Annotated in this window: 5 protein-coding genes, 1 tRNA gene and 1 rRNA gene; 1 reads left to right on the top strand and 6 read right to left on the bottom strand. The window is 69.7% G+C overall.

The features are described 5' to 3' along the window. Positions 1–11: 11 nt before the first annotated feature. From ABT070_RS33070 to ABT070_RS33060, 3 genes are all read right to left on the bottom strand, one after another. Positions 12–2,735 (bottom strand): DNA translocase FtsK, encoded by a 2,724-nt coding sequence (locus tag ABT070_RS33070; RefSeq protein ID WP_351766090.1) that lies wholly within the window; start codon positions 2,733–2,735, stop codon positions 12–14. A gap of 164 nt (positions 2,736–2,899) precedes the next feature. After that, positions 2,900–3,589: a response regulator gene (locus tag ABT070_RS33065; RefSeq protein ID WP_314224539.1), complete on the bottom strand. Its 690-nt coding sequence runs from the start codon at positions 3,587–3,589 to the stop codon at positions 2,900–2,902. A 261-nt stretch (positions 3,590–3,850) separates the two neighbouring features. Next, complete coding sequence (locus tag ABT070_RS33060) at positions 3,851–9,313, bottom strand: HAMP domain-containing protein (protein ID WP_351766088.1); 5,463 nt, start codon at positions 9,311–9,313, stop codon at positions 3,851–3,853. A 375-nt stretch (positions 9,314–9,688) separates the two neighbouring features. Here ABT070_RS33060 and ABT070_RS33055 point away from each other — a divergent pair, with 375 nt between their 5' ends. Beyond that, positions 9,689–12,430, top strand: a complete 2,742-nt coding sequence (locus tag ABT070_RS33055; protein WP_351766086.1) for a SpoIIE family protein phosphatase — start codon at positions 9,689–9,691, stop codon at positions 12,428–12,430. A 59-nt stretch (positions 12,431–12,489) separates the two neighbouring features. Here the strand turns inward: ABT070_RS33055 and ABT070_RS33050 are convergent. The 3 genes from ABT070_RS33050 to rrf form a co-directional block, all read right to left on the bottom strand. Continuing rightward, positions 12,490–12,565: transfer RNA gene (locus ABT070_RS33050), tRNA-Thr, on the bottom strand. A 75-nt stretch (positions 12,566–12,640) separates the two neighbouring features. Beyond that, positions 12,641–13,303: a DegT/DnrJ/EryC1/StrS family aminotransferase gene (locus ABT070_RS33045; RefSeq protein WP_351766278.1), complete on the bottom strand. Its 663-nt coding sequence runs from the start codon at positions 13,301–13,303 to the stop codon at positions 12,641–12,643. Positions 13,304–13,417: 114 nt separating this feature from the next. Next, positions 13,418–13,510: ribosomal RNA gene (gene rrf, locus ABT070_RS33040) — 5S ribosomal RNA — on the bottom strand; the annotation flags it as partial.

Here is a 13,510-nt window from a genome sequence, read left to right as displayed (position 1 = left end):
CTGGCCGACGTCTACCCCCCAGAGTCCCCCCGGATCACGGCGAGCACGCCGTCCAACTCGTCCGGCTTCACGAGAACGTCACGCGCCTTGGAGCCCTCGCTGGGCCCGACGATGTTCCGCGACTCCATGAGGTCCATCAGCCGTCCGGCCTTGGCGAAGCCGACGCGCAGCTTGCGCTGGAGCATGGACGTCGATCCGAACTGGGTGGAGACGACCAGCTCGGCCGCCTGGCACAGCAGGTCGAGGTCGTCGCCGATGTCCTCGTCGATCTCCTTCTTCTGCTTGGTGCCCACCGTGACGTCGTCCCGGAAGACCGGCGCCATCTGGTCCTTGCAGTGCTGCACGACGGCCGCGACCTCGGCCTCGGTCACGAAGGCGCCCTGCATACGGGTCGGTTTGTTCGCGCCCATCGGCAGGAACAGCCCGTCGCCCTTGCCGATCAGTTTCTCGGCGCCCGCCTGGTCGAGGATGACGCGCGAGTCGGCGAGCGAGGAGGTGGCGAAGGCGAGCCGCGAGGGCACGTTCGCCTTGATCAGGCCGGTGACGACGTCGACAGACGGGCGCTGGGTGGCGAGCACCAGGTGGATGCCGGCCGCGCGCGCGAGCTGCGTGATGCGCACGATCGAGTCCTCGACGTCACGCGGCGCGACCATCATCAGGTCGGCGAGCTCGTCGACGATCACCAGCAGGTACGGATACGCCTGGAGCTCGCGCTCACTGCCGGCGGGCGGCTTGACGGTGCCCTCGCGCACCGCGCGGTTGAAGTCGTCGATGTGCCGGTAGCCGTACGCGGCGAGGTCGTCGTAGCGCAGGTCCATCTCGCGTACGACCCACTGGAGCGCCTCGGCGGCCCGCTTGGGGTTGGTGATGATCGGCGTGATGAGGTGCGGGATGCCCTCGTAGGCGGTGAGCTCGACCCGCTTGGGGTCGACCAGGATCATCCGGACGTCCTCCGGGGTCGCCCGGATCATGACCGAGGTGATCAGGCAGTTGATGCAGGACGACTTGCCGGAGCCGGTGGCGCCGGCGACCAGCATGTGCGGCATCTTCGCCAGCGAGTGCATGACGTAGCCGCCCTCGACGTCCTTGCCGAAGGCGACCAGCATCGGGTCGTCGTCCTCGGCGGACTCGGCGAGCCGCAGCACGTCGCCGAGGTTGACCATCTCCCGGTCGGTGTTCGGGATCTCGATGCCGACCGCCGACTTGCCGGGGATCGGGCTGATGATCCGCACATCGGGGCTGGCGACGGCGTACGCGATGTTCTTCGCCAGCGCGGTGATCCGCTCGACCTTCACGGCCGGGCCCAGCTCGACCTCGTAGCGGGTGACCGTCGGCCCGCGCGTGAAGCCGGTGACGGCCGCGTCGACCTTGAACTCGGTGAAGACGTTCGTCAGCGAGGCGACGACCGCGTCGTTGGCGGCGCTGCGCACCTTGCCGGGGCCGCCGCGCTCCAGGAGGTCGAGCGAGGGCAGCGAGTAGGTGATGTCGCCGGACAGCTGGAGCTGCTCCGCGCGCGGGGGCAGCTCGCGCGTCTCCTGAGGGGCCGACTTGGTCAGGTCGGGGACCGCTCCCCCGCCCGTCCTGAGCTTCTCCTGCTTGGGCCGGGAGGCCGGTGCCGGGACGGGCGTCGGTGTGGTCGGCTCCCCGTCGCCGACGCTGACCCCCTGGGTGAGGTCGGCGACGATCCGCGAGGGCGGCATGCCGTGCAGGACCGCGCCGTCGAGGTCGGCCGCGGCGGCCGCGGCGATGTCCACGGCGTCCATCCGCCGGTCCATCGCCGGCTGCGGCACCGCGGAGCGCCTGGGACGGCCGCGCCGCCGGGAGAGCGCCTCCTGCTCGGCGTCCTCGGGGTCGTACGCCTGGGGGGAGCCCGAGCGCCGACGGGGGCTGCCGGGCAGCGCCTCACGCCACTGCTCGTCGTAGCGCGCGTCGTCGTCGAGGTCGTCGTACTCGTCCGCCGCCGGGTCGTGCAGCACACCCAGCCGCACCCCGAGCTGCCGCAGCCGCTGCGGGATGGCGTTGACCGGGGTCGCCGTGACGACCAGCAGCCCGAAGACCGTGAGCAGCACCAGCAGCGGTACGGCGAGAACCTCGCCCATCGTGTACGTCAGCGGAGTCGCCGCACCCCAGCCGATGAGTCCGCCCGCGTCCCTTATCGCCTGCATGCCGTCGCTGCGGGCGGGCGCGCCGCAGGCGATGTGGACCTGCCCGAGCACGCCGATGACGAGCGCGGACAGGCCGATCACGATACGGCCGTTGGCCTCGGGCTTCTCGGGGTGCCGGACGAAGCGCACGGCGATGACCGCCAGCAGGATCGGCACCAGCAGGTCGAGCCGCCCGAAGGAGCCGGTCACCAGGATCTCGACGAGGTCGCCGACCGGACCGCGCAGGTCGGCCCAGGTCCCCGCGGCGACGATCAGCGCGAGGCCGAACAGCAGCAGCGCGACGCCGTCCTTGCGGTGGGCGGGGTCGAGGTTCTTCGCGCCGTTCCCTATGCCGCGGAACACGGCGCCGACGGCGTGCGCCAGTCCCAGCCAGATGGCACGCACCAGCCGGTAGACGCCCCCCGTGGGGCTGGGGGCCGGCGCGGGCACGGCCTTCTTGGCCGCGGCTTTCCTGGCGGGCGCCTTCTTCGCCGGGGCTTTTTTGGCGGCGGCCCTCTTCGCCGGAGCCTTCGCGGGAGCAGCCGCCTTCTTGGCGGGCTGCTTCTTGGCTGCGGACGGACGTGAGGCCATGGGTGTGAGGTTACCGGTGGAGACCACAACGGACACGTGTGCCTACTGCTTCACCCGTTCGTGTCGCCGTTCCGAAGGCGCGGAACTGACACGCCCGCCCTCGGAGGAGGTGGAACTGACGCGCCCTCACGCACAACTGGATGCGTCGCACGCGTCAGTTCCGCTCAGTTCGGCGACGGCAACGCGGCCGTGCCGCTGCCGGTGCCCGGTTCCAGGGCGTCCAGCGCCCGGCGCAGACCGGTGAGTTTGCGCTCCAGGTGCGCCGCCGTGGCCACCGCCGCCGCGTCCGCGGACTCGTCGTCCAACTGCTTGGACAGGGCCTCGGCCTGCTCCTCGACGGCCGCGAGCCGCGCCGAGAGCTCGGCGAGCAGCCCCGCCGACTCCTTGACCCCACCGCCCGCGGCGGCCTTGCCGCCACCGCCCTCCAACTGCAACCGCAGCAGCGCCGCCTGCTCGCGCAGCTGACAGTTCTTCATGTAGAGCTCGACGAACACCGAGACCTTCGCGCGCAGCACCCACGGGTCGAACGGCTTGGAGATGTAGTCCACCGCGCCCGCCGCGTAGCCGCGGAAGGTGTGGTGCGGCCCGTGGTTGATCGCGGTGAGGAAGATGATCGGGATGTCCCTGGTCCGCTCCCGCCGCTTGATGTGCGCGGCCGTCTCGAAGCCGTCCATTCCCGGCATCTGGACGTCCAGCAGAATGACCGCGAAGTCGTCCGTCAGCAGTGCTTTGAGCGCCTCTTCCCCGGACGATGCCCGCACCAGCGTCTGATCGAGCGCAGAGAGGATCGCCTCCAGCGCCAGCAGATTCTCCGGCCGGTCATCGACCAGGAGGATCTTGGCCTTCTGCACCATGGCCCGCCCTCCTCGCCCCGGCAGTGCACCGGGCGCCGCCCCTGGGGACGACTCCGTTGCGCCGCCCTTCCTTGTGCCGGTCATCGTAGCCGCACCCCGACCGTCGCCACACCCTGTCACCGTGATGTCACTGTGCACGTAGCAGGAACGCAGCAGGAGACCAGAAGGTTCCCCGAAATCCGTCCCGCTACACGACAACGGACACCCTGAGTCAGCAACTCCGGGCGCCTCTCGAAGGTTCCCGCCCCGCCGCAGGTCACCTCACTCGTCCCGCATCCACTGCCGCATCACCGACAGCAGGTGATCGGGGTCGACCGGCTTCGTCACGTAGTCGGAGGCGCCCGACTCGATCGCCTTCTCCCGGTCGCCCTTCATCGCCTTCGCGGTCAGCGCGATGATCGGAAGCCCGGAGAACTGCGGCATCCTGCGGACGGCCGTGGTCGTCGCGTAGCCGTCCATCTCGGGCATCATGATGTCCATCAGCACGACCGCCACGTCGTCGTGCTGCTCCAGGACCTCGATGCCCTCACGGCCGTTCTCCGCGTACAGCACCGACAGGCCGTGCTGTTCCAGGACGCTGGTCAGCGCGAAGACATTGCGGATGTCGTCGTCGACGATCAGCACCTTCTCACCGCCGAACCGGATGCCTTCGCGCGCGTGCGTCCCGGCCTCCTGCACGCGGGCCGGCCATTGCTCCGGCCGCCCCACCTGCTCGCCGCCGGTCACCAGACGGCGCCGACGCCGGAAGAGCGCCGCCGGCCCGTTCTGCGCGTCCTGGTACGACCGCACCTCGGCCGGCATCTGGATCTCCGCCTCGGACAGCTCCGACAGCTCGCGCGCCCCGTTCTCCGAGGCCACCAGGTCACCGGCCTCCAGGGCGGGCACGACCTGCTGGTAGCCCTGCGGCGGCAGCTCGCTCGGATGCAGCGGCAGATACAGCGTGAACGTCGAGCCACGGCCCGTCTCGCTCTGCGCGTGGATCTCACCGCCGAGCAACTGCGCGATCTCCCGCGAGATCGACAGCCCGAGGCCGGTACCGCCGTACTTACGGCTGGTGGTGCCGTCCGCCTGCTTGAACGCCTCGAAGATCACCCGCATCTTGCTCGCCGCGATCCCGATACCGGTGTCGGTCACCGAGAACGCGATCAGCGGAGCGTCCGCGTCGGTCAGCGAACCGGCTTCCAGCAACTGCTCACGGATCGCCACCGGCACCTCCGCCCCGGCCGGCCGGATGACCAGCTCGACCGACCCGGAGTCGGTGAACTTCACCGCGTTGGACAGCAGGTTGCGCAACACCTGGAGCAGCCGCTGCTCGTCGGTGTGCAGCGTGGCCGGCAGCTCCGGCGACACCCGCACGGACAGGTCGAGGCCCTTCTCCGCGGTCAGCGGGCGGAATGTGGCCTCCACGTAGTCGACCAGCTGGACGAGCGCGATCCGCGTCGGCGAGACGTCCATCTTGCCCGCCTCGACCTTCGACAGGTCGAGGATGTCGTTGATCAGCTGGAGCAGGTCGGACCCGGCGCCGTGGATCGTCTCGGCGAACTCGACCTGCTTCGGCGTCAGGTTGGTGTCCGCGTTGTCGGCGAGCAACTTGGCCAGGATCAGCAGCGAGTTCAGCGGTGTGCGCAGTTCGTGCGACATGTTGGCGAGGAACTCGCTCTTGTACCGCATCGACACCGCGAGTTGCTCGGCACGCTCCTCCAGGACCTGCCGCGCCTCCTCGATCTCGGTGTTCTTCACCTCGATGTCGCGGTTCTGCTGGGCCAGCAGCTCGGCCTTCTCCTCCAGTTCGGCGTTGGACGCCTGAAGGGCCTTCTGCCGCTGCTCCAACTCGGCCGACCGCTCCCGCAGTTGCTCGGTCAGCTCCTGCGACTGCTTCAGCAGCTGCTCCGTCTTGGTGTTGACGGAGATCGTGTTGACGCTGGTCGCGATCATCTCGGCGAGCTGGTTCAGGAAGTCCTTCTGGATCTGCGTGAACGGCGTGAACGACGCCAGCTCGATCACGCCGAGCACCTGGCCCTCGAACAGCACCGGCAACACGATCACCTGCGCGGGCGGCGCCTCGCCGAGCCCCGAGGAGATCTTCAGATAGCCGGTCGGGGCGTTCGCGACGAGAATCGTCCGCTTCTCCTCCGCCGCCGTCCCGACCAGTGCCTCACCGGGCCGGAACGACGTCGGCATGGAGCCCATCGAGTAGCCGTACGAGCCCAGCATGCGCAGCTCGTACAGATCCGCGCCGCCCTCGGCCGGCGGCATCGCCAGGAAGAAGGCGCCGTGCTGCGCGGCCACCAGGGGCGGCAGCTCGCTCATGATCAGCGAGGCCACGTCCTGGAGGTCGCGCCGGCCCTGCATCAGGGCGGACACGCGCGCGAGGTTGCCCTTGAGCCAGTCCTGCTCCTTGTTGGCGATCGTGGTGTCGCGCAGGTTGGCGATCATCTTGTTGATGTAGTCCTGGAGTTCCTGGATCTCCCCGGACGCGTCCACGTCGATCTTCAGGTTCAGGTCACCACGGGTCACCGCGGTCGCCACGCGCGCGATGGCACGCACCTGCCGGGTCAGGTTCCCGGCCATCTCGTTCACGGACTCGGTCAGGTCGCGCCAGGTGCCGTCGACGTCACGCACGCGTGCCTGACCGCCCAGCTGCCCCTCGGTACCCACCTCACGGGCGACCCGGGTGACCTCCTCGGCGAACGACGACAGCTGGTCGACCATCGTGTTGATGGTCGTCTTCAGCTCGAGGATCTCCCCGCGCGCGTCGATGTCGATCTTCTTCGTCAGGTCACCCTTGGCGATGGCCGTCGTGACCATGGCGATGTTGCGCACCTGACCGGTCAGGTTGGACGCCATGCCGTTCACCGAGTCGGTGAGGTCCTTCCACGTGCCCGCCACACCCGGCACATGCGCCTGACCGCCCAGGATGCCGTCCGTGCCCACCTCACGGGCCACCTTGGTGACCTGCTCGGCGAACGAGCTCAGCGTCTTCACCATGGTGTTGAAGGTGTCGGCGAGCTGCTGCACCTCGCCGCGCGCCTCGATCGTCACCTGCCGCGTCAGGTCGCCGTTGGCGACGGCCGCCGCGACCTGGGAGATGTTGCGCACCTGCATGGTCAGGTTCTTGGCCATCAGGTTGACGTTGCCGCTGAGGTCCTTCCAGATGCCCGTGACACCCGGCACGTGCGCCTGACCGCCCAGGATGCCCTCGGTGCCCACCTCGCGGGCCACCCGGGTCACCTGCTCGGCGAACGACGACAGCTGGTCCACCATCGTGTTCACGGTGGTGACGAGCTCCAGGATCTCGCCCTTGGCGTCGACCGTGATCTTCTTCGACAGGTCGCCCTTGGCGACCGCGGTCGTGACCTCGGCGATCTGACGCACCTGGATCGTCAGGTTGTTCGCCATGAAGTTCACGGACTGCGTGAGGTCCTTCCAGGTGCCGGAGACACCCTGCACCTCGGCCTGTCCGCCGAGCTGCCCCTCCGTACCCACCTCACGGGCCACACGCGTGACCTCCTGGGCGAACGACGACAGCTGGTCGACCATCGTGTTCAGGGTGTTCTTCAGCTCGAGGATCTCCCCGCGCGCGTCCACGGTGATCTTCTGCGACAGGTCACCGCGGGCCACCGCCGTGGCCACCTGGGCGATGTTGCGCACCTGGGCGGTGAGGTTCCCGGCCATGCCGTTCACCGAGTCCGTCAGGTCCCGCCACACACCGGCCACGCCGGGCACCTGCGCCTGACCGCCCAGCCTGCCCTCGGTACCCACGTCCCGGGCCACCCGGGTCACCTGGTCGGCGAAGGCGGAGAGCTGGTCGACCATCGTGTTGATGGTGTTCTTCAGCTCGAGGATCTCCCCGCGCGCGTCGACGTCGATCTTCTGCGACAGGTCACCACGGGCCACGGCCGTCGTCACCTGCGCGATGTTGCGCACCTGCGAGGTCAGGTTCCCGGCCATCGAGTTGACGGAGTCCGTCAACTCCTTCCAGGTGCCCGACACCCCGTCCACCCGGGCCTGCCCGCCCAGCCGGCCCTCGGTGCCCACGTCCCGGGCCATCCGGGTCACCTGATCGGCGAACGACGACAGCTGGTCCACCATCGTGTTCACGGTGTTCTTCAGCTGGGCCATCTCGCCGGAGACGTCCACGGTGACCTTCTGCGACAGGTCACCGTTGGCCACGGCCGTGGTGACCTGCGCGATGTTCCTCACCTGTCCGGTGAGATTCCGGAACGCCGTGTTGACGGAGTCCGTCAGGTCCTTCCACGTCCCGGCCGCGCCCGACACCTGAGCCTGGCCGCCCAGCTCACCCTCGACGCCGATCTCCCGCGCCACGCGGGTCACCTCGGCGCCGAAGGCCGACAGCTGGTCGACCATCCCGTTGACGGTGTTCTTCAGTTCCAGCATCTCGCCGGCCACGTCCACCGTGACCTTCTGCGACAGATCTCCGCTGGCCACGGCCGTCGTCACGGCCGCGATGTCCCGCACCTGCGTGGTCAGGTTCCGGAAGACGGTGTTGACGGAGTCCGTCAGGTCCTTCCAGGTACCCGCCGCGCCCGGCACGTTCGCCTGGCCGCCCAGCTGACCCGCGGCCCCCACCTCGTTGGCCACGCGCGTGACCTCGTCGGCGAAGGTCCGCAGCGTCTCGGTCATCTGGTTGATCGTGTCCGCGAGCTGGGCGACCTCACCGCGCGCCGACACCGTCACCTTCTGCGACAGGTCACCGTTGGCGACCGCCGTCGTCACCTCCGCGATCCCGCGCACCTGGGCCGTCAGGTTCCCGGCCATGGTGTTCACCGAATCGGTGAGCTCTTTCCACACGCCGTCCACGCCGGACACCTGCGCCTGGCCGCCGAGGATGCCCTCGGTGCCCACCTCGCGGGCGACCCTGGTCACCTCGACCGAGAACCCGGAGAGCTGGTCCACCATCGTGTTGACGGTGTTCTTCAGCTCGAGCATCTCGCCCTCGACGTGAACCGTCACCTTCCGGGACAGATCACCCTTGGCCACGGCCGTCGTCACCAGCGCGATGTCCCGCACCTGCGCCGTCAGCCGGTACGCCATCGTGTTGACGGACTCGGTGAGGTCCTTCCACGAACCGGACATACCGCGCACCTGGGCCTGGCCGCCCAGCTTGCCCTCGGTCCCCACCTCGCTGGCCACCCGCGTGACCTCGTCGGTGAACGTGGAGAGCTGGTCGACGAGGTTGTTGACCGTCCGCCCGACCTTCAGGAACTCACCGCGCAGCGGATGCCCGGTCCCCTCCGGCGTCTGCGTCCTGAGTTCCATCCGCGGCGACAGATCACCCTCGGCGACCGCCGACAGCACCCGCCCGACCTCGGAAACAGGCCGTACGAGGTCGTCGACCAGCGCGTTCGAGTTGTCGACGGCCGTCGCCCAGGACCCCTCACAGGCGCCCGTCTCGAGCCGCTCGGTGAGCTTTCCCTCACGTCCCACCATGCGCCGCACCCGCGACAGCTCACCCGTGAGATGCAGGTTCCGGTCCGCGACCTCGTTGAACACGGCCGCGATCTCCGACATCACGCCGTCGCCGGACACCGTGAGCCGCTTGCGGAAATTACCGTCCCGCATGGAGCCGAGGGCCCCCAGCAGCCGGTTCAGGGCCGCCGTGTCCACGACGGTCGTCCCGCCGCCAGGTGTCCGTGGCCTGCTCAGAGACTGTCCGCCTTTCGCGCGCGTCTTAGTGCCCCGCGTCGCTGCGCCAGACTCCACTTGTCCCTCCCGCAGGGGTCGACCGTTACCGCTGTGCCTGGGTACTGCTGCTCGCCGTACCTGTTGCCACTCGGTTTCCCGCCCGATGAAATCAGGCGGACCCGGGGGGCTGCTGCCCCCTGTGCTCAGAAGACACCCAGTCTGCCCGGACCTTCACAAGAAGCCTGCCCAGTGTTTCACCCTTGCCGAACCAGGCCATAACAGTTCGGCAGCTTCGCACATCGTCCGCACACCCTCGGGCGGAAACACTGACGACCGGCATCCGTAGGGGCCGGGAAGGTAAGTAACCTTGCATACGGCTGTCCAGCCACGCCGGTCCGACCGGCCTGGGCGGTGGCACGAGCACGAGCGGGCATCGGAGGGGCGGCCGCACACATGACCACCGGACTGATCCCGGGGGGACAGACCCCGGACCCCCGGCCCACCGGCACGCGCCCGCCCCACCAGCGAGGCGACCTGACCGGCCAGGGAGCCCTGCACGTCGACGACCGGCCGAGGAGTTCAGTGATCACCGCGCGCGCGGCTGCCAGTTTCGAGCCCGTCGGGAGATCGGTGGCGACCGCCCGCTCCTTCGTCCGCGACACCCTCCAGGGCTGGGGCTTCGCCGACATCATCGACGACGCCGTGGTCCTCACCAGCGAACTGGTCACCAACGCGGTCGTCCACGCGGGCACCCACGCCGACGTCCTGTGTCTGCGCAGCGCCGACGGCGTACGCATCGAGGTGTCCGACCGGTACCCGGAACGTGAGATTCCCCTCCAGGGCTCGCTCGCCACCATGGGCAGCCCGGACCGCGAGGGCGGCCGTGGCCTCCAGCTGTGCGCGGCCATCGCCGGCCGCTGGGGCGTCGAGTACACCCCCACCCACAAGCAGGTCTGGTTCCAGCTCGACCTCCCCGACCGCCCGGTCGGCACCCGCACCGCCGGCCCCTCCCTCCCGGCCGACCTCCTCCCGCTCGCCGACAGCCGGGTGCGCGTGGCCGTCGTCCAGATCGACCGTGCCGGCGCCATCTCGGCGTGGAACGAGGACGCCGAGGAACTCTTCGGCTACCCGGCGGACCAGGTCACCGGCAAACCCCTCACCGACCTCGCCGCCTGGCCGCACACGCCCGGCACGAGCACCGGCATCGTCGAGGCCCTCCAGCTCTCCCGCTGGGAGGGCAGCTACGGCATCCGCGGCGCCAACGGCCGTGTCACACCCGTGTACGCCTCCCACCTCCGCGTCCGCGACACCGACGGCGAACCCTCCACGGTCTGTCTGCTCGTCCGCGACCACGAACGCGCGGTCCTCCAGACCCCGTCGCGCGGCCCGGCCTCCGACCAGGCCACCGCCTCGGACGGCCAGAACGCCGACCCCTTCGAGGTGTTCATCGGCTCCCCGGCCCCGGACGACCTGGACGGCCTCCTCCAGCGCACGGTGGAGCGCGCCCGCGACATGCTCGACGGCGACTCCGCCTTCCTCCTCCTGGCGACCGACGACGAGACGGAGCTGGAGGTCCGCGCCTCCACGGGCCTGCCCTCCGCCCGCCAGCGCTTCGCGCGCGTGCCCGTCGAGGCGGGCCCCGGCCGCTACGGCTCGGCCCGCATGCCGGCCGTCCACGAGGACCTCCTGGCCGTCCCCGGCGCCGTACCCCTGCTGAACGGCACGGGCATGCGCTCCGTCGTCACCGTCCCGCTCAAGGTCGAGGGCCGCCTCACGGGCTCCCTCGGCGTGGCGGCGGAGGGCGCCGGCCGCTACTCCAACGAGGAAGCGCTGCGCCTGCAGTTCGCGGCCGACCGCATCGCCCTGGCCGTGGAGTCGGCCCGCCTCGGCGAGCTGGAACGCCTGCGCCGAGGCTCCCTGAGCTTCCTCGTCGAGGCCTCCGACCTCCTCGCGGGCACCCTGGACCGCGATCAGACCCTGGCTCTGATGGCGCAGATGACGGTTCCGACCCTGGCCACCTGGTGCGCGGTCTACACGATCGCCGACCAGGCCTCCGACCCCTACCTGTCGTACGTCCTGCACGAGGACGAGGAACTCATCGACGGCATCAAGTCGTTGCTCTCGAAGATCGCACCGCCCGATCCGGTCCCCACCCCGGGCGCCCGCGTCTGGGCGGCCCCGGCCGCCGCCGCGCACGACGCGGCCCTGCGCAGCTCCATGCGCAGCCTCGGCCTGACCGGCGGCCCGAACCACCAGGTGGCGTCCGGCATCGGCCCCACGCTCGCCACCGCCTCGGCGGTGGGCGGCGAGACGGTCGTCCTCCCCCTGGTCGCACGCAACCGCGTCATCGGCATGCTGACCCTCGGCAAGCCCACCGACGAACACTTCCGCCAGGAAATCCTGGAACTGGCAGAGGACTTGAGCCGCCGAGCGGCCCTCGCCCTCGACAACGCCCGCCTCTACTCGGAGCGCACGGCCATCAGCCAGGCCCTCCAGCGCAGCCTGCTGCCCCCGGAGACCCCCAAGATCGACGGCGTCGAGGTCGAGGTCATCTACCGCGCGGCCGGCGAGGGCAACGAAGTCGGCGGTGACTTCTACGACGTCTTCCCCATCAGCGACGGCGTCTACGGCTTCGCCATCGGCGACGTCTGCGGCACGGGACCGAACGCGGCGGCGGTGACGGGACTGGCCCGGCACGCTCTGCGGCTCCTGGCCAGGGAGGGTCTGAGCGGCCCGGCCGTCCTGGAGCGTCTCAACTCCGCCATCCTCGACGAGGGCGCCCGCAGCCGCTTCCTGACCCTCCTCTACGGCGAGATGCGCCCGCACGAGGACGGCAGCGCCGAGCTGAAGGTGGTCTGCGCCGGCCACCCGCTCCCCCTGCGCCTGCGCCAGGACGGCACGGTCGAGGCGGCCGCCGAGCCCCAGCCGCTGCTGGGCGTCATGGAGGATCTGGAGCTCTACGAGCAGACGGTCATCCTCGATCCGGGCGACGTCCTGCTCTGCGTCACGGACGGCGTCACCGAACGCCGCGAGGGCACCCGCATGCTGGGCGACGACGGCCTCGCCGATGTCCTCACCACGTGCACGGGGCTCACCGCCGGAGCGGTCGCGGCCCGCATCATGCGCGCGGTGGAACGCTTCGCGTCCGACGCCCCGTCCGACGACATGGCGATCCTGGCGATGCGAGTGGCGTGAGAAAAGAGTACGCAGGACATGAAGAAGGCCCCCACCCAAATGGGTGGGGGCCTTCTTTGTGGAGCCCTCTAACGGAATCGAACCGTTGACCTTCTCCTTACCATGGAGACGCTCTACCGACTGAGCTAAGAGGGCCGGTCGCTTTTCGAGGTTTCCCTCGCGGCGACAGAACAGATCGTACCCCGAACTGGCCGGTGTTCCCAAACTCGTTCAGAAGGCGGGTTGAAGCAGTCCGCCGAGCGCGTTGCACGCGGACACGATCCGCTGCATGTCCCGCTTCGTCAACGAGGCGTCCACCGGCAGCGCCAGGGTCTCGTCCGCCGCGCGCTCGGTCTCCGGGAGGGACACACACCGCCGGAACTCGGGCAGCCGGTGCACCGGAGTCTTCACCGGCACCCGGCAGTCGACTCCCTTTCCCCGCAAGGCCCGCGCGAAGGCGTCCCGGTCGGGCCGACCGTTCCCCGGCACCCGTACGACGTACTGCTGATACGTGTGTCCGTCCCCGCCGTCCGGCATCCGCACCCCGCGCAACCGCCCGTCCAGGTAGGCCGCCCGCTCCCGACGCTGCGCGATCTCGTCGTACGGCGCCTCGGACTCGCCCTGTTCCAGCACCAGCAGCCCGTGCCGCTGCCCCACACCGTGCAACCGCCCCACATCCGCCGGCCGGCCGAAGCGGTGCACGACAACGACGGCCGCGGTGCGCGCGGTCACGACCGCTCCGACAGCGGCCGGGTCCAGGCAGTACGTCACCGGGTCGACATCGGCGAACACCGGAAGCGCACCCGCGAGGGCGACCGCTCCGGCGACTTCCACATTCCCGAAGGCCGGCACGATGACCTCGTCACCGATTCCGACGCCTGCGGCCCTGAGCATTGCAGCAGTACCCATGCCGTGGATGCTGAAGGCGGAACATGAACTTCAAGTGGCCGAAAACAAAAAAGGGTTGGTCCCTGAACCTAAGTTCAGGGACCAACCCTTTGAATGATTGTTCGGCGGTGTCCTACTCTCCCACAGGGTCCCCCCTGCAGTACCATCGGCGCTGTGAGGCTTAGCTTCCGGGTTCGGAATGTAACCGGGCGT

The organism is Streptomyces sp. NPDC002884 (genome assembly GCF_040295245.1).
In the GTDB taxonomy this organism is placed as follows: domain Bacteria; phylum Actinomycetota; class Actinomycetes; order Streptomycetales; family Streptomycetaceae; genus Streptomyces.
Note: the sequence above shows the minus strand (reverse complement) of the source record. Positions and strands in the feature narration are given on the sequence as shown.